We start from the raw sequence: 23130 nt of genomic DNA, 5'->3' as shown, positions 1-23130 counted from the left end.
TATTATAAATAGGCTTATGAAAATTTGCAGACCCTCCGCGGAGGACTTGATCAGAGTCTCCCTAACGGTGCGATCGAACCTTGATGCGCAGCGAGGTCACGTCCCAGCCGCGGGTGCGCAGGCGCGCCGTCAGGGCGGGCACCATGTGGCGCAATTTGGCGGCCGCTGCGCTGTTGCCCACCAGCAGGCACCAGGTGTCGCCTTCAGCCGGCCCGGCCTGCAATCCGGGGCGCATTTCGGGGGGAATCAGGTCCTGGATGGCGCGCATTCGCTCGTTCGTGTCGCGCACGCGCTCGGCCAGGCTCGCCAGGGCTGGCGAGGCTTCGGTGGCCTGCTGCAGGGTCACCGCGTTGTAGCGGCGGTTCACGGACGATGACGATGAAGACAAGGTGGCTAAAATCAATGGTTTGCCGGCATCCCGGCGGCCTGGACCGCTTGCATTCATGCATTGCGCGCCCAAGTGTTGCTTTTGTCTATCTTAGGGTTTTCGATCGAAGTGCCTGTGTTTGATTGCGCGTACTTCGATATCCACTCATGGCCACCAATTTCCTGACCCAAATCTTCGGCAGTCGCAATGACCGTCTCCTCAAGCAGTATCGCAAGACGGTAGAACGCGTCAACGCCCTCGAATCCGATTTCGAGAAGCTCAGCGAGGAAGCCTTGCGCGCCAAGACGCAGGAGTTCAAGGACCGCATCGCCAACGGCGAAACGCTCGACTCGCTGGTGCCCGAGGCCTTTGCCGTGGTGCGTGAAGGCTCCAAGCGCATCATGAAGATGCGCCACTTCGACGTGCAACTGTTGGGCGGCCTGGCGCTGCACAACGGCAAGATCTCGGAAATGCGTACGGGCGAGGGCAAGACCCTCACGGCCACGCTGCCGGTGTACCTGAATGCACTCACGGGCAAGGGCGTTCACGTGGTCACGGTGAACGACTATCTCGCAAGCCGGGACGCCAAGTGGATGGGGCGGCTCTACAACTACCTGGGCCTGAGCGTGGGCATCAACCTCCCGCAGATGCCGCGCGAGGAAAAGCAGGCCGCCTACCGCGCCGACATCACCTACGGCACCAACAACGAGTACGGCTTCGACTACCTGCGCGACAACATGGTCTACGAGACGCAGGACCGCGTGCAGCGTGGCCTGAACTACGCCATCGTCGACGAGGTGGACTCCATCCTGATCGACGAGGCCCGCACGCCGTTGATCATCTCCGGCCAGGCCGAAGACCACACCGACCTTTACCTGGCCATCAACAAGGTCGTGCCGCTCCTGACCAAGCAGGAAGGCGAAGCCGATCCGCGCACGGGCGAAGGCGTCACCAAGCCGGGCGACTTCACCGTCGACGAGAAGACGCACCAGGTGTTCCTCACCGAAGACGGCCACGAGAAGGCCGAGCAGGTGCTGGCCGAGTTCAAGCTGCTGCCCGAAGGCGCGTCGCTGTACGACCCGGCCAACATCACGCTGATGCATCACCTGAATGCGGCGCTGCGTGCCAAGCACCTGTACCACCGCGACCAGCACTATGTGGTGCAGCAGGGCGAGATCATCATCGTCGACGAGTTCACCGGCCGCCTGATGACGGGCCGCCGCTGGAGCGATGGCCTGCACCAGGCCGTCGAAGCCAAGGAAGGCGTGCAGATCCAGGCCGAGAACCAGACGCTCGCTTCGATCACCTTCCAGAACTACTTCCGCCTGTACGGCAAGCTCGCCGGCATGACCGGTACGGCCGACACCGAAGCCTACGAATTCCAGGAAATCTACGGTCTCGAGACCGTCATCATTCCGCCGAACCGCCCGAGCAAGCGCGACGACCAGCTCGACCGCGTCTACAAGACGACGCGCGAGAAGTACGAAGCGGCCATCGGCGACATTCGCGAGTGCTACGAGCGTGGCCAGCCGGTGCTGGTCGGCACCTCGTCCATCGAAAACTCGGAAATCATCGCGGACCTGCTGACCAAGGCCGACCTGCCGCACCAGGTGCTCAACGCCAAGCAGCACGCCCGCGAAGCGGACATCGTGGCGCAGGCCGGTCGTCCGAAGATGATCACCATCGCCACCAACATGGCCGGCCGCGGCACCGACATCGTGCTCGGCGGCAACGTGGAAAAGGCCATCGAAGCGCTGGAAGCGGACGAAACCGTCGACGAGGCGACCAAGAAGGCCGAGACCGCACGCCTGCGCGCGGAGTGGACCAGGGAGCACGAGTTCGTCACGGCGCAAGGCGGCCTGCGCATCATCGCCACCGAGCGCCATGAGTCGCGCCGCATCGACAACCAGCTGCGTGGCCGTTCGGGCCGGCAGGGCGACAACGGCTCCTCGCGCTTCTACCTGAGCCTGGACGATCCGCTGATGCGCATCTTCGCGGGCGACCGCGTCAAGGCGATCATGGACCGGCTGAAGATGCCCGACGGCGAAGCCATCGAAGCGGGCATCGTCACGCGCAGCATCGAAAGCGCGCAGCGCAAGGTCGAGGCGCGCAACTTCGACGTTCGCAAGCAGTTGCTCGAGTACGACGACGTCAGCAACGACCAGCGCAAGGTGATCTACCAGCAGCGCAACGACATCCTCGACGCGGCCGACCTGCAGGCGCAGATCGCGGCGCTGCGCGAAGGCTGCTTCACCGACCTCGCGCGCCAGTACGTGCCGGCGGAATCCGTCGAGGAACAGTGGAATCTCGATGGCCTCGAAAAGGTGCTGAGCACCGACTGGCACATCGAACTGCCGCTGCGCAAGGAAGTGGAAGCGGCGAGCGCGATTTCCGACGAAGAGGTCGTTGAAAAGGTGGTCAACGCCGCCAACGAAGCCTTTGCCGCCAAGGTCGCGCAGATCGGCCAGGAGAACTTCACGCAGTTCGAGCGCATGGTGCTGCTGCAAAGCATCGACACGCACTGGCGCGAACACCTGGCCTCGCTCGACTACCTGCGCCAGGGCATCCACCTGCGCGGCTATGCGCAGAAGCAGCCCAAGCAGGAATACAAGCGCGAAGCTTTCGAACTCTTCGGGCAGTTGCTCGACTCGGTCAAGAACGAAGTCACGCGCCAGTTGATGACGGTGCGCGTGCAGTCGAGCGAGCAGTTGGAAGAAGCGGCCGAGGCCATGGAAAGCCGCGCCGACAGCATCTCCAACATCACGTACACGGCGCCCACCGAAACCGGTGAAGCCGAGGTGCGGGTGGATGAAGAAAGCCTGCGCCGCGCCGCGACGAGCGGCCTGAGCGCCGGCGCGCTGGCCTTTGCGCGCGTGGGCCGCAACGATCCTTGCCCGTGCGGGAGCGGCAAGAAGTACAAGCAGTGCCACGGCAAGCTGAGCTAAAGCTCGCCCCCAGGCTGCGCGACACTCCGTGTTGCTGCGCCAACCCCCTGCCGGGGGCAACACCAGCGGCCCGGCAAAGCCGGTTCCGCGGTGTTCCGCGAATGGATTGCGCCCTTTAGGAGAAATTGATATGCCGGTGAATTTGTCTGCCCCTGATCCTGCCGCGCTGTTTGCGGTCCCTGGCGTTCGAATCGGTGTGGCGGAGGCGGGCATCCGCAAGGTCAACCGAAAGGATCTGACGGTCGTGCTGATCGACGAAGGTGCTGCGGTCGGCGGCGTGTTCACGCAGAACCGCTTTTGCGCGGCGCCGGTGCAGGTGTGCCGCGACCACCTGGACAAGAACTTCGGCATCCGGGCGATGGTCATCAACACCGGCAACGCCAACGCGGGCACGGGCGAAGACGGACTGGCGCGCACGCGGGCCACCTGCATCGCGATGGCCCGCAAGCTGGAAATCGCGCCGGAACAGGTGCTGCCCTTTTCAACGGGCGTGATCATGGAGCCGCTGCCCATCGATCGCATCGAGGCGGGCTTGCCTGCGGCGATCGCGGACGCGGCGGACAACCACTGGGCGCGTGCGGCCGAAGGCATCATGACGACGGACACGATCCCCAAGGCCTTCAGCGCACGCGCGCAGGTCGGCGGGGCGACGGTCACGATTTCCGGCATCAGCAAGGGCGCGGGCATGATCCGGCCGAACATGGCGACCATGCTCGGCTTCATGGCGACGGACGCGAAGATCGACGCGAAGCTCATCCAGCCGCTGGCGAAATTGCTGGCCGACGGCTCCTTCAACCGCGTCACTATCGACGGCGACACCTCGACCAACGACTCCTTCGTGGTCATCGCCACGCAGAAGGCGGCCAACGCGACCGTCACCTCGCTGGATTCGGCCGATGGCCAGGCACTGGTGGCGGCCATGCAGGACGTGGCACGTCAACTCGCGCAGGCCATCGTTCGCGACGGCGAGGGCGCGACCAAGTTCATCACCGTGCGCGTCGAAGGCGGCCGTGACGGCGCCGAGTGCCGCAAGGTGGCCTACGCGATCGCGCATTCGCCGCTGGTCAAGACGGCGTTTTTCGCGAGCGACCCCAACCTGGGCCGCATCCTGGCGGCGGTCGGCTATGCCGGCATCGACGATCTGGACCAGACGGGCATCGACCTGTACCTGGACGACGTGCACGTGGCCATCAAGGGCGGACGCAACCCTTCGTACCGCGAAGAAGACGGCCAGCGCGTCATGAAGCAAAGCGAGATCACGGTGCGCGTGGTGCTGGGCCGGGGCGACGCCGCGGACACGGTGTGGACCTGCGACCTGAGCCACGACTACGTGTCCATCAACGCTGACTACCGTTCCTGAAGGAAGCGCGCCCATGAACGAGAAGTTCGAGCGCCTGATCGAGCGGGCGGAACAGCTGATCACCCGCATCGAATCGATCCTGCCGCAGCCGCTGTCGGCGCCGGCCAACTGGGATGCGTCGATTGCCTGGCGCTACCGCCGCCGCAGCTCCGGCCACGGCACGCTGGAGCCGGTGCGCCACGTCGCCATGATGGCGCTCGATTCGCTCAAGGAAATCGACCTCCAGAAGGAAAAGATCGAGCGCAACACGCGCCAGTTCGTCGAAGGCAAGCCCGCCAACAACGTGCTGCTGACGGGCGCGCGCGGCACGGGCAAGTCCTCGCTGATCCGCGCGTGCCTGCACGCGTATGCGCATCAGGGATTGCGTTTGATCGAGGTCGACAAGGCCGAGCTGGTCGATCTGCCGGACATCATCGAGGTCGTGTCGCAGCGTCCGGAGAAATTCATCGTCTTCAGCGACGACCTGAGCTTTGACGAGGGCGAGCCGGGCTACAAGGCGCTCAAGTCCATCCTCGATGGCTCCATTGCCGCATCGACGCCCAACGTGCTGATCTACGCGACCAGCAACCGGCGCCACCTGCTGCCCGAGTACATGAAGGACAACCTGAGCTACACCCACACCGAAGACGGTGAGGTGCATCCGGGCGAGGTCATCGAGGAAAAGATCTCCCTGTCCGAGCGCTTTGGGCTCTGGGTGAGCTTCTATCCCTTCACGCAGGCTGAATACCTTGCCATCGTGGCGCAGTGGCTGTCGTCTTTCGGCGCGAGCCCTGAGGCCATCGAGGCGGCGCGGGCCGAAGCGCTCGTGTGGGCGCTGGAGCGGGGATCGCGCAGCGGCCGCGTGGCCTACCAGTTCGCGCGCGACTACGCAGGGCGCGGCCGGTGAGCGAGCCGCGCAAGCACACCGAGGTGGCGGTGGGCATTCTCATCCGCGAGGACGGCGCGCTGCTCTTGTCCACCCGCCCCGAAGGCAAGCCGTACGCGGGCTACTGGGAGTTTCCGGGCGGCAAGATCGAGACGGGTGAAAGCATCGAGGAAGCGCTGCGCCGCGAGTTGCATGAAGAACTCGGCATCACCATCGGCGGCGCCGAGGTCTGGAAAACCACCGAACACGACTATCCGCACGCCCTGGTGCGCCTGCACTGGTGCAAGGTCACGCAGTGGAGCGGCGATTTCGAGATGCGCGAAGGGCAGGCCATGTGTTGGCAGCAGCTTCCGCTGGAGGTGACGCCGGTGTTGCCGGGTGCGATGCCGGTGCTTGAATGGCTTTCGCAGGAGCGTGGGCTGGCGGGTTGATTCGGTCAAACGCTCGGGCTGGATGCTCGCGACGTGTGCGCGCGACGCAAAGGCAGGTCCGTTGATTGCCGAGATCGCGCCCGACGCAAAGGCGCCTGCGGGCCCGGCGTGACGCGCCACTGCAGCGGTCGGTGCTGCGCACCGACTTCCCTCCGATGCTCGCGCGCCCGGCCTGCCGCGGAACTCGCGACGTTCACTTCGTTCACTGAGCTCGGACAGCCGCGGCAAGTCAGATGACGAAGCACGCGTGTCCTTCGGCACGCGTGCAGGCCGGTCGCGCTGCGCTTCTCGGCGCTGCAGAGGCGCGTCACGCCGGGCCCGCAGGCGCCTTTGCTCTGGAAACTGTGGGGGTGCACTACCCGGCAGGGATCGCCCCGACGCGCAATAGCGGCACAGCTTCCGCTCCCCTCTCTGAACAGCACGACGTATCTCGCCGCGGCAGGTGGTCTGCGGCACGGGCGATTTCCGGGGCGGCGAGGAGCGCAGGGCGCGGGGCGGCGCGTGCCGTAGGACACGCGCTTCGTGAACTGACTCGGTGCAGCTGTTTGAACGGAGCGCGCCGAAGGAGCGCGCAGTGAGTTCTGCACCGCGCCCCGCGACCGAGCACCGGAGTGCAGTCGATGCGCAGCATCAACCGCCCCGGATGAGCCCGTGCCGCAGACCACCTGCCGCGGCGCGCCCCAAGCGCACCATTGCAGGAGATCCGAAAGTGTCGACTGCCCATGATGAGCCCGCACCGCAGACTACTTGCCGCGGCGCACCCCCAACGCCGCTATTGCAGCCTCGGATCCCCAAACGGTTCGTCATCCGGCGGTGCATCCGCCGGCAACTTGAATTCTTCGCTCGCCCAGGCGCCCAAGTCCACCCCCTTGCAGCGCGCGCTGCAAAATGGACGGTAAGCATTGGTGGGTGCGTAAACGCTGTCGTTGCCGCATGCGGGGCACTTCACGATGCGGGGTGCAAAGTTGGTGGCGTCAGTCATTGGAATAGCGTTGTCACAGTGCGCCGTGGCGTTCGTTTCGCAAGCGGCCGGGCCGCTCAAGCGCACAAGGTCAATTCGAAAGCGGTGTTGTCGGTGCTCTGGTGGAGCCGGTCGTCGGCTTCATGGCGCATCAGCCGCACAGACACCATCAGCCGGTTGCCGCTGATTTCCGGCACCAGCCCCAGCGACGAGTCGATGCGCAGGCGCAGCAGCTGAAACGTGCGGCCCTGCGGCAGCGTTTGCTGAAACTGCCCGTTGTTGGCCATGACCTTGTAGGGCACGTCCGCGTCGCGCAGCAGCTTGAGCAGCAAGTAAACGGATTCGGCCAGCGGCGCCAGCGTGGTCGCCCAGCGCTCGACGTCCGCGCGGCGCGACGCCGCACTGCGATGCTGCCACGCGTAATAGCCGGGCAGGTCGAACTCGCAGGTGCCGCCCGGAATGTTGGCGCGGCTGCGGATGCTCATCAGCCATTCGTTTTCGGTGAGCGACTGCCCGGCTTTGCCCGGCACCGTGTTCAGCGTGTTGAAGTTGCGCTCGAGTTGCGCAATCACCTGGTCGAGCACCGTCTCGGAAATCGCAGGATTTCCGCGGTAGCTGTTGAACACCGCCTTGTGCTTGTCCAGGTCACGCAGCACGTCGGCCTTGAGATCGGCTCGCGCCGCGACGTCCATGATCTCGAAGATCGTGACCAGCGCGTAGTGATGCGATAGCGGTGAATCGGCGGGCACCAGTTCCCCGAGACGGCGGAAGAGGTGCTCCAGCCGCAGGTAGGTCCGGATACGCTCGTTGAAGGGGTACTCGTAGAGAATCACGCGTGTCGGTTTCCAGTCGCGGTCATCATATCGTCAAGGCGCTTGATCGACGAAGATCTGCGCGATAGACAGCACTTCGCACTCCAGTTCCGCAAGACTCATATTTTCGTTGTATATGACCGCGTCAGCCGCCGCACGACGCAATGCCCGCGTGGCCTGCTGGTCGATCACGGCGCGAACCGCTTCAGGTGCCCAACCCGATCGTGTGACGACTCGTTTCAACTGAAGCTCCTCGCTTGCATCGACAACGAGCACGCGATCGACGATGGCGCGCCAGCGTCGCGACTCCACCAGCAAGGGCACATCGAACACGAGCAGCGACCCGGTGGCGGCGGCCGCCTGCCGCTCGCACTCCTGGCCAATCAGCGGATGCAGGATCGCTTCGAGCCGTCGCTTGGCCTGCGCATCGCCAAAGACCAACTCGCGCATGTGGGCGCGGTCCAGTCCGCCGTCAGGCGCGATGACGCCGGGTCCGAATTCCGCCTCCAGCGCGGGCATGGCCGCGCCGCCGGGCTGCGCAATGGCGCGGGCGATGGCGTCGGTGTCGATGAGGGTTGCGCCGTGCGCCACCAGCATGGCCGCGACGGTGCTCTTGCCGCTGCCAATGCCGCCCGTCAGGCCGATGCGTAGGGCAGTCACCGCGCGCCCTCGCTCACAGGCCGATCGCTTGCAGGATCGCGTTGGGGCCGAAGATCATGGCGGTGAGTCCGGCGCCCGCCAGAAATGGGCCGAAGGGAATGTAGCCGCCTTCGCGCAGGCCATGGAACACCTTGAGCGCAACGCCGACGATCACACCGATCACCGAGGACATCAGGATGATCGGCACCAGCGCCTGCCAGCCGAACCACGCGCCGAACACCGCGAAGAGTTTGAAGTCGCCGTAGCCCATGCCTTCCTTGCCGGTGGTCAGCTTGAAGAGCCAGTAGATCGCCCACAGCGAGACATAGCCCGCGGCCGCGCCCCACACGGCGTTGGCGAGCGTCACACCCGTCAGTCCCATCGAAGCCGCCAGCAGTCCAGCCCACAGCAGCGGCAGCGTGATGTCGTCGGGCAGCAGCGTGGTGTCCCAGTCGATGAGGGCCAGCGCGACCAGCGCAGCTGCAAATCCGCACCACGCCAGTGCGGCGTAGTTGCCGGGCATGCGCCAGACGCAAAAGGCAAAAAGCGCCGCCGTGACCAGTTCTACCAGCGGGTAGCGCAGGCTGATCGGCGTCTTGCACGCGGAGCACTTGCCGCGCAGGATGACATAGCTGAGCACCGGCACATTCTCATACCAGCGGATGACGTGCCCGCAGTTCTGGCAGCGCGAGCGCGGCACCATCAGGTTGAAGCGCTCCGGCTCGGCCGGCGCATCGGCGGCCTTGTTGCCGTCGGCGGCGACGGCGTATTCCGCACTTTCGGCCGCCCATTGCATCTCCAGCATCTTGGGCAGCCGGTATATGACCACGTTCAGGAAACTGCCGATCAAAAGCCCCAGGACGCCGGCCAGCGCGGCGTCGAACCCCTGCGAAACGAGCATCAGACGACCTGGCCCAGCTTGAAGATCGGGAGGTACATCGACACCACGATGCCGCCGATGATGACCCCGAGGAACACGATGATGATCGGCTCCATCAGGCTGGAGAGGCCCGCCACCATTTCGTCCACTTCCGATTCGTAGAAGTCGGCCGCCTTGCCCAGCATGTGGTCGATGGAGCCGGATTCCTCGCCGATCGCCGTCATCTGCAGCACCATCGAGGGGAAGAGGTTGGCGTTGGTCATGGCCGTGGTCAGGCTCGTGCCGGTCGAGACTTCCTGCTGGATCTTGACCGTGGCGTCCGCGTAGACCGAGTTGCCCGATGCGCCGCCCACCGAGTCGAGCGCCTCCACCAGTGGCACGCCTGCGGCAAACATGGTGGCCAGCGTGCGCGTCCAGCGTGCGGTGCACGACTTTTCGATCAGGATGCCGAAGATCGGCAGCTTGAGCAGCAGCCGGTCCATGAAGGCCTGCACGCGCTCATTGCGCTTCCAGGCCTGGAAGAAGAAGTAGAGCCCGCCGCCGATCACGCCGAAGATCAGCCACCAGTACGCCACAAAAAACTCGCTCATGGCCATCACCAGCAGCGTCGGGGCCGGGAGATCGGCGCCGAAGGAGCTGAACACCGACTTGAAGGCCGGAATCACGAAGATCATGATGATCGCCACCACCACGAAGGCCACCACGACCACCGAGGTCGGGTACATCAGTGCCGACTTGATCTTGCCCTTGATGGCTTCCGTCTTTTCCATGTAGGTGGAAAGGCGGTCGAGCAGCTCTTCGAGAATACCGGCCGCTTCACCGGCTTCCACCAGGTTGCAATACAGGTTGTCGAAGTACTTGGGGTATTTGCGAAAGGCCGACGACAGCGAGGTGCCGGTTTCCACGTCGCTGCGGATGTCGTTGAGCAGCTTCGACACGCTGGCGTTGGCGTTGCCGCGGCCCACGATGTCGAAGGCTTGCAGCAGCGGCACGCCGGCTTTCATCATCGTCGCCAGCTGGCGCGTGAAGATCGCGATGTCCTTGGGCTTGATGGCCTTGCCCGAGCGGATGCGCTTCTTCTTGATCTTGGTCGTCAGCACGCCTTGGCGCCGCAGCGAGGCGCTGACCTGGTTTTCGCCGGACGCGCGCATTTCGCCGCGCACGATCTTGCCGTTGCGGTCCTTACCTTCCCATTCGAAGATAAGTTCCTTGTGTTGATTTCGGCTGGAAGCTGCGGTGGCCATTGATTCTCCGATGCGCAGTGTTATTCGTTGGTGACCGCCACCACTTCTTCAAGCGATGTCAGACCCTGCATGACTTTTTGCAAGCCCGATTGCCGCAGGGAGCGAACGCCCTCGGCCTCGGCCTGCCGCGCGATGTCGAGCGAACTGCCGTCACGCAGGATGATCGACTGGATTTCTTCGCTGATCGGCATGACCTGGTAGATGCCCACGCGGCCCTTGTAGCCGCCGTTGCAGGCGGCGCAGCCCACGGCGCGATAGGGTTTCCATTTGCCGGTGAGGTCCGACTCCTTGAAGCCCGCGTCCACGAGCGCCTCGCGCGGCACTTCGTGGATTTCGCGACACACCGTGCAAAGGCGCCGAGCCAGGCGCTGCGCGGTGATCAGGATCACGCTCGATGCGATGTTGAAGGGCGCGATGCCCATGTTGCGCATGCGGGTGAGGGTGGTCGGCGCGTCGTTGGTGTGCAGCGTCGACAGCACCAGGTGACCCGTCTGGGCCGCCTTGATGGAAATGTCCGCCGTTTCCAGGTCGCGGATTTCGCCGACCATGATGATGTCGGGATCCTGCCGCAGGAAGGCGCGAAGCGCGGTGGCAAAGGTCAGCCCCGCCTTTTCATTGACGTTGACCTGGTTGACGCCCGGCAAGTTGATTTCGGACGGGTCTTCGGCCGTCGCGATGTTCACGCCCGGCTTGTTCAGCAAATTCAGGCAGGTGTAGAGCGACACCGTCTTGCCCGAGCCGGTGGGCCCGGTGACCAGCACCATGCCGTAAGGGCGGCCGATGGCCGTCAGCAGCCGCTCTTTCTCGACCGCGTCGTAGCCCAGCGCGTCGATGCCCAGGCGCGCACTGCTCGGATCCAGGATCCGGATCACGATCTTTTCGCCGAACAAGGTCGGCAAGGTGCTCACCCGGAAATCGATGACGCGCTCGGGGCCGATCTTGAGCTTCATGCGGCCGTCTTGCGGCACGCGCTTTTCGGAGATGTCCAGCCGCGAGATCACCTTGATGCGCGAGGCCAGCTTTTCCTTGATGACCACCGGCGGCGAGGCAATTTCGCGCAGTTCGCCGTCGACCCGGAAGCGCACGCGGTAGTTGTGCTCGTAGGGCTCGAAGTGGATGTCCGACGCGCGCATGCTGAAAGCGTCCAGCAGCATCTTGTGCAGGAAGCGAACGACCGGTGCGTCGTCCACTTCCGCGATGTTCTGCTCGTTGCTGTCGGAGGTGTCGGCCGCAACCTCGTCGAACTCGAACTCGACGCCCACGATGCTGTCGATGGTCTCCGAGGCGGAAACCGCCGCGGCTTCGACCATGCGCGAAAGCTTGTCGTATTCGGCAATGACCCAGTCCACGCCCATCTGCGAGGCGAACTTGATCTTCTCGACTGCCTGCTGGTCCGACGGATCGGCCGTGGCCACGATGAGGCGGTTGCTGCGCTTGCTCAGCACCACGATGCGGTAGGCCGCGCACATCTTGGGATCCAGCAGATCCTTGGGCAGGCGTTGGGCGTCGATGGCGTCCAGGTCGAGCAGCGGCGCGCCGAAGGCGCTGGACAGGGTGTGGGCGAGGTCGGCGGCCGAGACGGCGCCGGTGCCCGTCAGCTCCGCGATGAAGCTGGTGCGCGAGCTTTGCGACTTCTGGTAGATCTCTTCGGCGACCTTGGCCTGCAGCTTGCCAGCCGATATCAGCGCGCGGGCAAGCCCCGGTAGCGCGATCGGTGAGCTTTCTTTGGCAAGGGGTTCGGCGGCTGCCATCAACTAGCTATCAGTAAAACTCGTCACAAATTGATACTTGATCATCGCTGATCAACAACATGCTGTAAACCGCCGAACTCTTCAGACTCCGAGTAGCATTTGGCACTACACAAAGATAATTCGGTCAGAATTTTCAGGCGATGCGCACACGCCCCGACGCCTCTTCAGCACGGCCATCCGGAGGATAGCGCAATGCCGCCGACGCACGACGGCCATTGAGCCAACACCTCAAAGGTTGTCAACTCCACGCCACGTTTGTTAGTGATTCTTTACAACTTTGGTGTCGCTCAACGGGCCTTGATCCAGACGGATTTGCCCTGCAGGAACTCGTCCATGTGCCCCGTGCCGGATTCGCGGCCGTAACCCCCAAAGTTGTAACCGCCGGAGGGCACGGCCGGGTCCACGGCGCGGTAGCAATTGATCCAGACCGTGCCCGTGCGCAGGTGCTTCGCCACGCGGTGCGCATTGCCGATGTCGCGGGTCCAGATGCCGCAGCCCACTGCGTGGCGGTTGTCGCTGGCGCGCCGCATGAGGTGCTCGACGCTGTCGAAGGCCATGACGGCCAGCACAGGGCCGGAGATCTCCTCGCGCGACAGCACCATGTGGTCCTGCACGCCGGCAAACACCGTGGGTGCCACGAAATAGCCCTTTGACAGGGGCCCTTCGGAAAGGCGTGCGCCGCCGGCGACCGTTCGCGCGCCCTCGGCCTTGCCGATTCGCAGGTAGCCGACGATGCGCTCGAGTTGGGCCTCACTCACCAGGGGCCCGATCTGGGTCTTGACGTCCAGTGGGTCACCTGCCTTCAGGGATCGCGTGAAAGCGGCCAGGCGCTCCACGAATTCGACATGGATCTCCCGCGCGACGAACAGGCGCGTGCCGGCGGAGGATGCCTGGCCCGCGTTCGCGAACACCGCCAACGCGATGCCCTGCACTGCTTCCTCCACATTGGCGTCGGCAAAGACGACGTTGGGCGACTTGCCACCCAGTTCTGCCGACACCCGCTTCATGTGGCCCGCGGACGCCCGGATGACCTGCTGGCCCACTTCGGTGGAGCCGGTGAAGGCGACCTTGTCCACGCCCGGATGCGCGGCCAGCGCCGCGCCGACTGCACCGAAGCCCATCACCACGTTGACCACGCCGGGCGGGATGCCGGATTCAAGACACCACTCGCCCAGCAGCAAGGGCGACAGCGGCGCGTGCTCGGAAGGCTTGAGCACCACGGTGCATCCCGCCGCCAGGGCAGGTGCGATCTTCGCGATGGCCAGGCCCAGCGGGCAGTTGCAGGCGTTGATGGCCGCCACCACACCGACCGGTTCCCGCGTGGTGTAGGAGACATGAACGCCGGTCATCGAGTTGGCAATGGACTGGCCGTGCGTCGAGGTGGCCAGTCCCGCGAAGTGGCGCAACTGTGCAACGACCCGGCGACGCTTGTCGCCCATGCCGGCCACGGGCGCGCCCATGTCCAGTGTGTCGAGCAATGCGAGGTCGTGGAAACGCGCGTCCACCAGATCGGCCAGCCTGAGGAGCACCGCCTGCCGGTCGAAAGGCTTGAAGCGGCTCCACGGCCCTTCGAAGGCCCGGCGGGCCGCGGTCACGGCCTGGTCGACGTCGGCTGCGCTGGCGTCTGCCACCTCGGCCAACACCCTGCCTGTGCTGGGATTGATCGTCGCAAAAGTCCGTCCGGACAGGGCCGGCACAAGCCGTCCGTCAATCAGGAGCAACTTGGCGCGCCCGTCAAGAAAGTCGTGACGGACTTGGTCATGCGCGAATGCTTCCATGGCGTTGACGGGCTCGGTCATGCAGGCGCGAGGCACTGCCGTTCAACGGGCCGTGAAGCCGCCATCGACCGGAAGCGCGACGCCGGTCACGAAGGAGGCGTCGTCCGACGCCAGCCACAGCGCGGCATGCGCAATTTCCTGCGGACGCGCGAGGCGGCCCATTGGCACCGCGGCCAGCACGCGCACCTGTGCGGCCTTGGCTTCCTCGACGCTGGCCCCCGGGTCGAAGAACAAGGGCAGCATGGGCGTCTCGACCAGGCCGGGGCAGATGGCGTTGACGCGAATCTTGTCTGCCGCCAGCCGCAACGCGAACGACTTGGCCATGCCCACGACGGCGAACTTGGCCGTGGAATAGATCGGGCTGACCGTGGCGCCCACGAGGCCGGCGATCGAGGCGGTGAACAGCACCGAGCCACCGCCCGAGCGACGCAGATGCGGCAGCGCGGCGCCGGTGGCGCGGAAGGCGCTGCGCACGTTCAGGTTCATGCAGGTGGCGTAGTCGTCCTCGGACAAGGTCTCGATGCCGCTCACGCCCGCGATGCCGGCGTGGTTCCAAAGCACGTCGAGGCCGTCCATGCGACGGGCGGCTTCGTCGATCCAGCCGGTGCAGTTGTTGTCGCTGAGCAGGTCGGCGCGAATGGCCGAAATGTGCCCGCCCCCGGCGCGGATGGCTTCCACCATGGCGTCGAGCCGCGGCTGGTCGATGTCCACGGCGACCACCGTGGCGCCTTCGCGCGTGAACAGTTCGCAGCCCGCACGGCCCATGCCGGATGCTGCAGCGGTGATGACGACGCGCTTGTCTTTCAGTCTCATGTGGTGAACCTCCCATTCGTGTTTTGTTGACGGCGATGTGCCTGTTGACCTGCAGACCGCTTCATCCGGTACGGCATCGGCAGCGAGAACGTTGCGTCAAAAGAGTTCATTGCGCGCTGCCTTGTCCTGGAGCAACTGCGGCGGCGCAAAGCGCTCGCCATAGCGCTCGGCCAGGTACGCCGCGCGCGCCACCGACTTGTCCAGCCCGTACTGGTTGAGGAACTGGAAAACGCCGCCCGTCCACCGCGGAAAGCCGATGCCCAGCACCGAGCCGAGGTTGCCGTCGCCCACGTGGTCGAGCACGCCTTCTTCCAGCGCACGCACCGCTTCGATGGCCATGCAGAACAGCAGGCGATCCTGCTTGTCCTGCTGCGGAATCTGCGCGCCGGGCCGCAAGAAGTGCTCGGCGAGTCCGGGCCAGAAGTGCTTGCTGCCGCCTTCGGGATAGTCATAAAAGCCGCCACCCGAGGCGCGGCCCTTGCGTTGGAATTCGCCCAGCATGCGCTCCATGACCGCGTCCGATGGATGGGCGGGCAGGGGCTTGCCTTCCGCCGCATGGGCCTTGAGCGTTTCGCAGCGGTTGTTGTACGACAGCGAAAGGCTCACCTCGTCGAGCACCGCGAGCGGTCCGACTGGAAAGCCCGCGAACAGGCCTGCCGACTCGATGGCCGCGGGCTCCTGCCCTTCGCCGACCATCGCCGCGCCCTCGCGGGTGTAAGTTCCGAACACGCGGCTGGTGAAAAACCCCCGGCTGTCGTTGACGACGATGGGCGTCTTGCCCAACTGCATCACGAAGTCGAGCGCGTGCGCGAGCGTTTCGCGCGATGTCTGCGCGCCCTTGATGACCTCGACCAGGGCCATGCGGTGAACCGGCGAAAAGAAGTGCAGGCCGATGAACCGCTCGGGCCGGGTCGATGCCTTGGCCAAACCGGTGATCGGCAAGGTCGAGGTGTTCGACGCCCAGAGCGCCTCATGGCCCAGCAGCGGTTCAGCACTGCACGTGATCTCGTCCTTGAGAGCGGGTGTCTCGGGCACGGCTTCCACCACGAGATCGACATGGGCCATGTCGTCATAGCGCTCGATGGCGTGCATGCGCGAGGTGATGTCGCGGCGGCGGGCCCCATCGATCTCGCCTTTTTCTTCGCGCCTGGCCAGCAGCTTGTCGGCGGCCGTGATGGCACCCTGGGCCAACGCCTGCGTGGCGTCCTTGATCCAGACCTCCATGCCACGTGTGGCCGCGACGTAGGCGATGCCCTTGCCCATCATGCCGGCGCCCAGCACCGCCACGGTCTTGACTGCGCGCTTGTCCACGCCGGCCGGCCGCTGCGCGCCGGACTTGATCTCGTTGGCGCGAAACCAGAAGGTGCCGATGATGTTCTTGGACACCTGGCCGGTGGCGAGCTGGACGAAGTAGCGCGTCTCGATGCGGCTGGCGGTGTCGAAGTCCACCTGCATGCCTTCGACGCTCGCGCAGACGATGGCTTCCGGCGCGGGGTAGCAGCCGCGCGTCCTGGCACGCACCTGCGCGGCCGCGCTGCTGATCCAGCGCTTGGCCTCCGGCGTGTCCGCATAGCCGCCCGGCGGCGTGTAGTCGGGCGTGTCCCATGGCTGGCGGGGTGCGGGTGTCGCGAGGATCCACGCGCGGGCCTGCGCAAGCATCGCTTCGACCGTGTCGGCAACGGCATCGATCAAGCCTGCTGCGAGCGCTTCGGCAGGCGACATCAGCTTGCTCTCCTGCAAATAAGGCTGGCTCGCCGCGAGGCCCAGCAAGCGGTTCAGACGCACCACGCCGCCGGCGCCGGGCATCAAGCCCAGCGTGGCTTCGGGCAGACCGAGGCGGACCTTGGCGTCGTTCAGCGCAATGCGGTGATGGCAGGCCAGCGCAATCTCGAATCCACCGCCGAGGGCCGCGCCGTTGAGGGCAGCCACGACGGGCAGGCCGAGTGTCTCCAGGCGGCGCAACGATTGCTTGCCCCGTTCCGTGGCATCGAACAGCTTCTGCGCATCGGCGGGCTGCATGTTGTAGAGCCGCTTGAGATCGCCGCCCGCGAAAAAACTCTCCTTGGCGGAGCGCAGGATGACGCCGGTGAGCGTGTCCTTTCCGGCCTCGAGTTGCGCAACCCGTTGCGCAAGGCATTCGCGCATCGCGTCCGTCATGGTGTTGACGCTTTGCCCGGGCGCGTCGAAGGTCAGCGTGACGATGCCGTCGTCGGCGCGGTGGTAGTGGATGGGGTCTTGCATTCTGGTCAGCCTGCCGTTTGATTCAAAGGCGCTCGATGACCGTGGCCACGCCCATTCCACCCGCCACGCAAAGGGTGACCAAGCCATGGCGCAGTTGCCGGTGTTCCAGCTCGTCGAGCAAGGTGCCGAGCAGGATGGCGCCCGTGGCACCGATGGGGTGTCCCATCGCAATCGCGCCGCCATTGACGTTGATCTTGTCCATGGGTACGCACAGTGTTCGGGCGAAGTGCAAGGGCACCGCGGCGAAGGCCTCGTTGACTTCGAAGAGGTCGATGTCGTCCACACGCAGTCCTGCGCGTGCCAATGCCTTTTGCGACGCGGGCACCGGCCCCGTGAGCATCAGGGTGGCATCGACCGTGGCGAGGCCGGTGCCAAGGATGCGCGCACGCGGCGTGAGTCCCAGTACTTTGCCGATGCCTTCACTGCCGACCAGCACCAGCGCAGCGCCATCGACGATGCCCGATGAGTTGCCCGCGGTGTGCACTGCTGCAATGCGGTCGAGTTGCGGATGGCGCTGCCGTGCCACCAGCGTATTCGCCGCAGCCGAAGCGCCGCCGAAGGCCGGCTTGAGCGCCGCAAGGGACGCCGCGCTCGTGTCTTCGCGGATGTACTCGTCGTGATCCAGCACCATGAGGCCGCTCGCGTCGCGTACAGGCACAAGCGACTTGCCGAAGCGGCCACGGCGCCGCGCGTCGGCGGCCCGTTGCTGCGATTGCAGTGCGATGCCGTCCAGCAGCTCGCGGTCGAAGCCCTGCAACGCGGCCAGCATGTCTGCACTGAAGCCCTGCGGCACATAGCCGATCTTCAGGCTGGTCGCGGGGTCGTAGATCCATGCGCCGCCGCTCGCGCCCAAGCCAAGGCGCGACATCGATTCCACGCCGCCGGCGGCGATCAGCTCATGCCAACCCGAACGTACCTTGTCGGCCGCGAGGTTCACCGCCTCCAGGCCGGAACCGCAAAAGCGCTGCAAGGCCAGGCCGGGCACATCGCGCCAGCCGCTACGAGCGCACAGCGCCGCGATGCGGGGCAGGCAGGAGCCTTGGTCGCCCACGGCGGAACTGATGCCCATGATGAGGTCGTCGACGCGCGCGGGGTCGAACCCCGATCGTTCGACCAATGCGTCAAGCAAGCTGACGACCAAGTCGATGGGCCTGGTTTCATACAGCGCCCCGCCTGCGCGTTTGCCTTTTCCACGCGGCGTTCTTACGGCGTCATAGATGAGCGCCTCTCCCATTTTTTCTTCTCCCTGATGCGAATTCAGTGTCTCGTATTTTGTTGAGGTGGTCAATTATTTTGAGCACAATGGACGCAGGGATACACTAAATGGAACCAGAGTCTCGATTTGCAGATGCTCAGGGCGATGCGGACAAGCCGGGCGGGAGCGCGCTCGCCCGCGGCGTGAGCATCCTTCAGGCCTTCACCATCGAAAGGCCGACCATGACGACGCGCGAACTCATGGTCGCGACCGGTCTTCCCAAGCCCACGCTTTTTCGTCTCGCCACCACGCTGTGCGAGGCGGGCCTGCTGCGCTACGAAGAGTCCGATGGGCGCTTCATGCCGGCGCCCGGACTCGCACGCCTTGCGGCACCCTTGCTCGCGCGCATTTCGATTCGCCAGTTGGCCTTCGGGCCGATGCAGGCGCTGGCCGAGCGGCTGTGCGCGCAGGTCTCGCTGGCCTTGGGCCTGGGGCTGGACCTGGTGTTCATCGAACTCGCACAGTCCCGCGATTGCGTGACGGTGCGTCCCGCCATGGGGAGCCACATCTCGCTTTCGCGCACGGCGTCGGGCCGCGCCTATCTCGCCGCATTGCCGCCGCAGCAACTCGAGCAATATATGGAAGAGGTGCGCACGAAGAGTCCGGCCGGCGCCGACGTGCTGGCCGAGCGCATGCAGGAAACCCGTCGCGATCTGGCCGAGCGGGGCTTTTGCGTGAGCCATGGCGATCTTCATCGCCAACTCGAAGCCGTCGCCGTGCCCTTGCGCGCAACAGGCAGGCACGACGAGATCTACGTCTTTGCGTGCACCGTGCCCAGCTTCGAACTGAAGCCGGGGCAGTTGTTCGAGGACATCGGTCCGCGCCTGGCCACGCTGGCGCGCAGCATCGAAGCCGGATTGGGCGCACCGCCCACCATGGGGGCCTGAGAGCGTTCATTCATGAACTTCAACTTCTCTCCTGAACAGCACGCACTGTGCGACGCGGTCGAGCGCATCTGCACACGCTTTGACGACGACTACTGGCTGCGAAAGGACAAGGAAGGCGGCTTTCCCTTCGAGCTGCACCAAGCGCTGGCCGAGTCGGGCTGGCTGGGTGTCTGCATTCCGGAGGCCTATGGCGGCTCCGGACTCGGCATCACCGAGGCGGCGTTGATGATGCAAACCATCAGCGCCTCCGGTGCGGGCATGAGTGGCGCGTCCGCCGTGCACATGAACATCTTTGGACTCTCGCCGGTGGTGATCTTCGGCACCGAGGCGCAAAAGCAGCGGATGCTGCCGCCCCTGGTCAACGGCACCGACAAGGCCTGCTTTGCGGTGACCGAGCCCGATGCGGGCCTGAACACGACCCGGCTGAAGCTGCGCGCCGAGCGGGTGGGCGAGCACTACGTCCTCAACGGTGCCAAGGTCTGGATATCGACCGCGCAAGTGGCGCAGAAGATGCTCATCCTTGCGCGCACCACGCCCATCGAAGAAGTGCAGCGCCACACCGATGGGCTGAGCCTGTTCTACACCGACCTCGATCGCCGCTTCGTGGAAGTGCGCGAGATCGACAAGATGGGCCGCAAGGCGGTGGACTCCAACCAGGTGTTCGTCGATGGACTGCGCGTGCCGGTGGAGGACCGCATTGGCGAGGAGGGCAAGGGCTTCCACTGCATCCTGCACGGCATGAACCCCGAGCGCATCCTGATCGCGGCAGAGGCGATCGGTCTTGGCCAAGCCGCATTGCGGCGCGCCACGCGCTATGCCAACGAACGCGAAGTGTTCGACCGCCCCATCGGCCAGAACCAGTCCATCCAGCACCCGCTGGCCGAATGCTGGATGCAACTGGAAGCGGCCAACCTGATGATGTTCAAGGCCGCCGATCGCTTCGATCGCGACCTGCCGTGCGGTGCCGAAGCCAATGCCGCGAAGTTCCTTGGCGCCGAGGCGGGCTACCAGGCGTGCCTGCAAGCCGTGATGACGCACGGCGGCTATGGCTACGCACGGCAATATCATGTGGAGCGCTATTTGCGCGAAAGCTTGATCCCACGCATTGCGCCGATCAGCCCACAACTCATACTGTGTTTCATAGCGGAGAAAGTATTGGGACTGCCGAAGTCCTATTGAGTCTCGAAGAATAAAAAGGGAGGATGGATGGACACACTCGCCGCCGTTGACCGGCTGGCGCACTGGGCACGCGTATGCCCCCGCAAGGCCGCAGTGCACCTTGTCGACGAGGAGGTCGTCACGACATTGAGTTTTCGTGCGCTCGATGCGCGCGCGACTCTCGTTGCCAAATGGCTCGTGTCCCTTGGCTTGCGCGAAGGCGATTGCATCGCGCTGTTGATGGAAAACCACCCCGACTTCTTTGCGTTGGCGTGGGGCGCACGCCGGGCGGGTCTTTACTACACACCGGTCAGCACGCAACTTCATCCAGAGGAGGTGCACTACGTCCTTGCGGATTGCGGCGCCAAGCTGCTGGTCGTCACCCGCAAGACCGCGCCGCTGGTCGGCGAATGGTCCGGCCTGTGTTATCTGAGCGATGGCGACGCACGTGGATTCCGCTCACTGTCCCGAGCCATTGCGGACTCTGCCGGTGCATCGTTGCCACGGCGCTGCGTGGGCCGGGACTTTCTTTATTCGTCGGGCACGACCGGGCGGCCCAAGGGCATCAAGCGCGCGCTAACGCCATTTGCCAACCGCTTTCACGATCCGCACGATGCGGTGGTGTGGCGCGACTACTTCGGTTTTGGTGCCGATTGCGTTTACCTCACGATGGCGCCGCTCTACCATGCCGCGCCCTTGCGCAGCAGCATGCGCAACATCGAATGGGGTGGCACCTGTGTGGTCGCGAGCCGCTTCGACGCCGCACGGGCCTTGCGCCTGATCGCCCGGTTCCAGGCCACGCACAGCCAGTGGGTGCCGACGATGATGATTCGCATGCTGGCCTTGCCCGAGGACGTGCGCGCGCAGGCCGATCTCTCCAGCATGCGTGTGGCCATTCACGCCGCCGCGCCTTGCCCGCCTGCGATCAAGCGACAAATGATCGATTGGTGGGGACCGGTCTGGTATGAGTACTACGCGGGTTCCGAGGGCATCGGGCTCACTGCCGCCGACAGCGCGCAGTGGTTGCAAAAGCCGGGCACGGTGGGGCGAGCCATTCTGGGCGTCGTCCACGTCAAGGACGACGAAGGGCGCGAACTGCCGGCGGGCGAACAGGGCCGCATCTGGTTCTCCGGCACGCCGCGCTTCGAATACAACAACGACCCGGAAAAGACCGCCGCCGTCTACGACGCCCAGGGTTGCGCCACGCTGGGCGACATCGGCCACGTGGATGCGGAAGGCGACCTGTTCCTTTCGGGGCGGCGCACCGATCTCATCCTCTCGGGTGGCGTGAACATCTATCCGCAGGAGATCGAAAACCTCCTGGCCACCTACCCGGGTGTGGGAGACGTCGCCGTCATCGGCGTGCCGCATGCGGAGTTCGGGGAAGAGGTCAAGGCCGTCATCGAACTGCGTGATGCCAGCTCCGCCACGCCTGAACTGGCCGCGCAGATCATCGGCTGGTGCCGCCAGCACATGGCCCATCTCAAATGCCCGCGCAGCGTGGACTTCGTGCCCGCGTTGCCGCGCATGGACAACGGCAAGCTCTACAAGCGCCTGCTGATCACTCAATACCACAACCACAACGCTGTCACGCCCAGGGAGGGCCCGGATGCGCACTGCACTTAGGGAAGACCACGAACTGTTCAGGGACCAGGTCCGCCGATTCGTCGCCCGCGAGATCGTCCCGCATCACCACGATTGGGAAAAAGCTGGCATCGTGCGGCGAGAGACCTGGCGCAGGGCGGGCCAGGAGGGCTTGTTGCTGCCAGCCATCCCTGAAGCGTATGGGGGAGGCGGCGGTGATTTCGGCCATTGCGTCGTGGTCATCGAAGAGTTGATGCGCGTGGTGGCCACCGGGCCGGGCTTTGCGTTGCACTCCGACATCGTGGCCCCGTACCTGCTCGCCTACGGCAGCGAAGCGCAACGCCAGCGATGGCTGCCAGCCATGGCACGAGGAGAGCAAGTCGGCGCCATCGCCATGAGCGAGCCCGGCATCGGCAGCGACCTGAAGGCTGTGCGCACGACCGCCAGGCGAGAGGGCGAGCACTACATCGTCGACGGCGCGAAGACCTTCATCACCAACGGCGCGAACTCGGACATCGTCATCGTCGTGTGCAAGACCGACCCTGCGGCCGGCACGCGCGGCATCAGCCTCATCGTCGTCGAAGCAGGCATGAGCGGCTTCAGCAAGGGGCCCTTGCTGGAGAAGATTGGCCTGAGGGCGCAGGACACCTGTGAGCTTTTCTTCGACGAAGTCCGTGTGCCGGTGGCCAACTTGCTGGGCGAGGAGGGCAAGGGATTTGGCTACCTGATGGAGCAATTGGCCAAGGAGCGACTGATGGTCGCGGTGCGCAGCCCCGCCCTGATGGAGGCGATGCTGGAAGAAACCGTGAGCTACACGCGCAACCGCAAGGCCTTTGGCCAGTCGGTGTTCGAGCACCAGAACACGCGCTTCACGCTGGCCGAGGTCAAGACGAAAACGGTGGCGTGCCGCGTGTTCGTGGACCACTGCATCGCGCTTCACCTGGAAAGCAAGCTGACGCCGGAGCTTGCCGCCATGGTCAAGCTCTACGCCACCGAGGCGCAGGGCCAGGCCGTCGACCAGTTGCTTCAATTGCACGGCGGCTACGGATTCATGCGCGAGTACCCGATCGCGCGTGCCTTCGTCGACAGCCGGGTGCAGCGCATCTACGGCGGCACCTCCGAAATCATGAAAGAAATCATCTCGCGTGGGTTGTGACGC

19 protein-coding genes are annotated in these 23130 nt (G+C 65.0%); 8 read left to right on the top strand and 11 right to left on the bottom strand.

The window, feature by feature from the left end:
• Nucleotides 1-61: 61 nt before the first annotated feature.
• The gene (locus QTI66_RS15795; RefSeq protein WP_286560734.1) at nt 62-367 is read right to left on the bottom strand and encodes a DciA family protein; all 306 of its coding nucleotides are present in this window, start codon (nt 365-367) and stop codon (nt 62-64) included.
• A gap of 167 nt (nt 368-534) precedes the next feature.
• On the opposite strand from QTI66_RS15795, the gene secA reads away from it, so the two are divergent.
• From secA to QTI66_RS15775, 4 genes are all read left to right on the top strand, one after another.
• A complete protein-coding gene (gene secA / locus QTI66_RS15790; protein ID WP_286560733.1) occupies nt 535-3312 on the top strand; it encodes a preprotein translocase subunit SecA in 2778 nt (925 codons plus the stop codon).
• A 130-nt stretch (nt 3313-3442) separates the two neighbouring features.
• Nucleotides 3443-4672: a bifunctional glutamate N-acetyltransferase/amino-acid acetyltransferase ArgJ gene (gene argJ / locus QTI66_RS15785; RefSeq protein ID WP_286560732.1), complete on the top strand. Its 1230-nt coding sequence runs from the start codon at nt 3443-3445 to the stop codon at nt 4670-4672.
• 13 nt (nt 4673-4685) lie between these two features.
• Nucleotides 4686-5558, top strand: coding sequence for an ATP-binding protein (locus tag QTI66_RS15780; protein ID WP_286560731.1), 873 nt, complete (start codon nt 4686-4688; stop codon nt 5556-5558).
• On the top strand, nt 5555-5968 hold the full coding sequence (locus QTI66_RS15775; RefSeq protein WP_286560730.1) for an NUDIX domain-containing protein: 414 nt from the start codon (nt 5555-5557) through the stop codon (nt 5966-5968). The genes QTI66_RS15780 and QTI66_RS15775 overlap by 4 nt, the downstream gene beginning before the upstream one ends.
• A 772-nt stretch (nt 5969-6740) precedes the next feature.
• Here the strand turns inward: QTI66_RS15775 and QTI66_RS15770 are convergent.
• The 10 genes from QTI66_RS15770 to QTI66_RS15725 all read right to left on the bottom strand — a co-directional run bounded on the left by QTI66_RS15770 (nt 6741) and on the right by QTI66_RS15725 (nt 18321).
• Complete coding sequence (locus QTI66_RS15770) at nt 6741-6950, bottom strand: DNA gyrase inhibitor YacG (protein ID WP_286560729.1); 210 nt, start codon at nt 6948-6950, stop codon at nt 6741-6743.
• 56 nt (nt 6951-7006) lie between these two features.
• Nucleotides 7007-7762, bottom strand: a complete 756-nt coding sequence (gene zapD / locus QTI66_RS15765) for a cell division protein ZapD (protein ID WP_286560728.1) — start codon at nt 7760-7762, stop codon at nt 7007-7009.
• A gap of 33 nt (nt 7763-7795) precedes the next feature.
• Nucleotides 7796-8401: a dephospho-CoA kinase gene (gene coaE, locus QTI66_RS15760; protein WP_286560727.1), complete on the bottom strand. Its 606-nt coding sequence runs from the start codon at nt 8399-8401 to the stop codon at nt 7796-7798.
• A gap of 13 nt (nt 8402-8414) precedes the next feature.
• Entirely contained in the window at nt 8415-9281 is an 867-nt protein-coding gene (locus QTI66_RS15755) for a prepilin peptidase (protein ID WP_286560726.1), read from the bottom strand.
• Nucleotides 9281-10504, bottom strand: a complete 1224-nt coding sequence (locus tag QTI66_RS15750) for a type II secretion system F family protein (RefSeq protein WP_286560725.1) — start codon at nt 10502-10504, stop codon at nt 9281-9283. Before QTI66_RS15750 ends, QTI66_RS15755 begins: the two co-directional genes overlap by 1 nt.
• 20 nt (nt 10505-10524) lie before the next feature.
• Nucleotides 10525-12255, bottom strand: a complete 1731-nt coding sequence (pilB, locus tag QTI66_RS15745; protein ID WP_286560724.1) for a type IV-A pilus assembly ATPase PilB — start codon at nt 12253-12255, stop codon at nt 10525-10527.
• Nucleotides 12256-12542: 287 nt separating this feature from the next.
• The gene (locus QTI66_RS15740) at nt 12543-14054 is read right to left on the bottom strand and encodes an aldehyde dehydrogenase family protein (protein ID WP_286560723.1); all 1512 of its coding nucleotides are present in this window, start codon (nt 14052-14054) and stop codon (nt 12543-12545) included.
• A 21-nt stretch (nt 14055-14075) separates the two neighbouring features.
• Nucleotides 14076-14846 carry an SDR family NAD(P)-dependent oxidoreductase gene (locus QTI66_RS15735; RefSeq protein WP_286560722.1) on the bottom strand — a complete coding sequence of 257 codons (771 nt, stop codon included), beginning with the start codon at nt 14844-14846 and terminating at the stop codon, nt 14076-14078.
• A 96-nt stretch (nt 14847-14942) separates the two neighbouring features.
• Nucleotides 14943-17087, bottom strand: coding sequence for a 3-hydroxyacyl-CoA dehydrogenase NAD-binding domain-containing protein (locus QTI66_RS15730; RefSeq protein ID WP_286560720.1), 2145 nt, complete (start codon nt 17085-17087; stop codon nt 14943-14945).
• Between the two features lie 22 nt (nt 17088-17109).
• The gene (locus QTI66_RS15725; RefSeq protein ID WP_286560719.1) at nt 17110-18321 is read right to left on the bottom strand and encodes an acetyl-CoA C-acetyltransferase; all 1212 of its coding nucleotides are present in this window, start codon (nt 18319-18321) and stop codon (nt 17110-17112) included.
• Nucleotides 18322-18410: 89 nt separating this feature from the next.
• Between QTI66_RS15725 and QTI66_RS15720 the strand changes: the two genes are divergently transcribed.
• The 4 genes from QTI66_RS15720 to QTI66_RS15705 are packed head-to-tail and all read left to right on the top strand — an operon-like array spanning nt 18411 to nt 23127.
• Complete coding sequence (locus QTI66_RS15720) at nt 18411-19229, top strand: IclR family transcriptional regulator (RefSeq protein ID WP_286560718.1); 819 nt, start codon at nt 18411-18413, stop codon at nt 19227-19229.
• 12 nt (nt 19230-19241) lie between these two features.
• Nucleotides 19242-20408 carry an acyl-CoA dehydrogenase family protein gene (locus QTI66_RS15715; RefSeq protein ID WP_286560716.1) on the top strand — a complete coding sequence of 389 codons (1167 nt, stop codon included), beginning with the start codon at nt 19242-19244 and terminating at the stop codon, nt 20406-20408.
• Between the two features lie 27 nt (nt 20409-20435).
• A complete protein-coding gene (locus QTI66_RS15710; protein ID WP_286560715.1) occupies nt 20436-22013 on the top strand; it encodes an AMP-binding protein in 1578 nt (525 codons plus the stop codon).
• A complete protein-coding gene (locus QTI66_RS15705) occupies nt 21997-23127 on the top strand; it encodes an acyl-CoA dehydrogenase family protein (protein ID WP_286560714.1) in 1131 nt (376 codons plus the stop codon). Before QTI66_RS15710 ends, QTI66_RS15705 begins: the two co-directional genes overlap by 17 nt.
• The last annotated feature ends 3 nt before the right edge of the window (nt 23128-23130 follow it).

The sequence above is a fragment of the Variovorax brevis genome, assembly GCF_030317105.1.
GTDB lineage: Bacteria > Pseudomonadota > Gammaproteobacteria > Burkholderiales > Burkholderiaceae_C > Variovorax > Variovorax brevis.
Note: the sequence above shows the minus strand (reverse complement) of the source record. Positions and strands in the feature narration are given on the sequence as shown.

Coding starts and splice junctions, on each gene's coding strand:
- secA (WP_286560733.1), top strand. CDS start 535: ATGGCCACCAATTTCCTGACCCAAATCTTCGGCAGTCGCAATGACCGT.
- argJ (WP_286560732.1), top strand. CDS start 3,443: ATGCCGGTGAATTTGTCTGCCCCTGATCCTGCCGCGCTGTTTGCGGTC.
- QTI66_RS15780 (WP_286560731.1), top strand. CDS start 4,686: ATGAACGAGAAGTTCGAGCGCCTGATCGAGCGGGCGGAACAGCTGATC.
- QTI66_RS15770 (WP_286560729.1), bottom strand. CDS start 6,950: ATGACTGACGCCACCAACTTTGCACCCCGCATCGTGAAGTGCCCCGCA.
- QTI66_RS15755 (WP_286560726.1), bottom strand. CDS start 9,281: ATGCTCGTTTCGCAGGGGTTCGACGCCGCGCTGGCCGGCGTCCTGGGG.
- QTI66_RS15750 (WP_286560725.1), bottom strand. CDS start 10,504: ATGGCCACCGCAGCTTCCAGCCGAAATCAACACAAGGAACTTATCTTC.
- pilB (WP_286560724.1), bottom strand. CDS start 12,255: ATGGCAGCCGCCGAACCCCTTGCCAAAGAAAGCTCACCGATCGCGCTA.
- QTI66_RS15740 (WP_286560723.1), bottom strand. CDS start 14,054: ATGACCGAGCCCGTCAACGCCATGGAAGCATTCGCGCATGACCAAGTC.
- QTI66_RS15735 (WP_286560722.1), bottom strand. CDS start 14,846: ATGAGACTGAAAGACAAGCGCGTCGTCATCACCGCTGCAGCATCCGGC.
- QTI66_RS15730 (WP_286560720.1), bottom strand. CDS start 17,087: ATGCAAGACCCCATCCACTACCACCGCGCCGACGACGGCATCGTCACG.
- QTI66_RS15725 (WP_286560719.1), bottom strand. CDS start 18,321: ATGGGAGAGGCGCTCATCTATGACGCCGTAAGAACGCCGCGTGGAAAA.
- QTI66_RS15720 (WP_286560718.1), top strand. CDS start 18,411: ATGGAACCAGAGTCTCGATTTGCAGATGCTCAGGGCGATGCGGACAAG.
- QTI66_RS15715 (WP_286560716.1), top strand. CDS start 19,242: ATGAACTTCAACTTCTCTCCTGAACAGCACGCACTGTGCGACGCGGTC.
- QTI66_RS15710 (WP_286560715.1), top strand. CDS start 20,436: ATGGACACACTCGCCGCCGTTGACCGGCTGGCGCACTGGGCACGCGTA.
- QTI66_RS15705 (WP_286560714.1), top strand. CDS start 21,997: ATGCGCACTGCACTTAGGGAAGACCACGAACTGTTCAGGGACCAGGTC.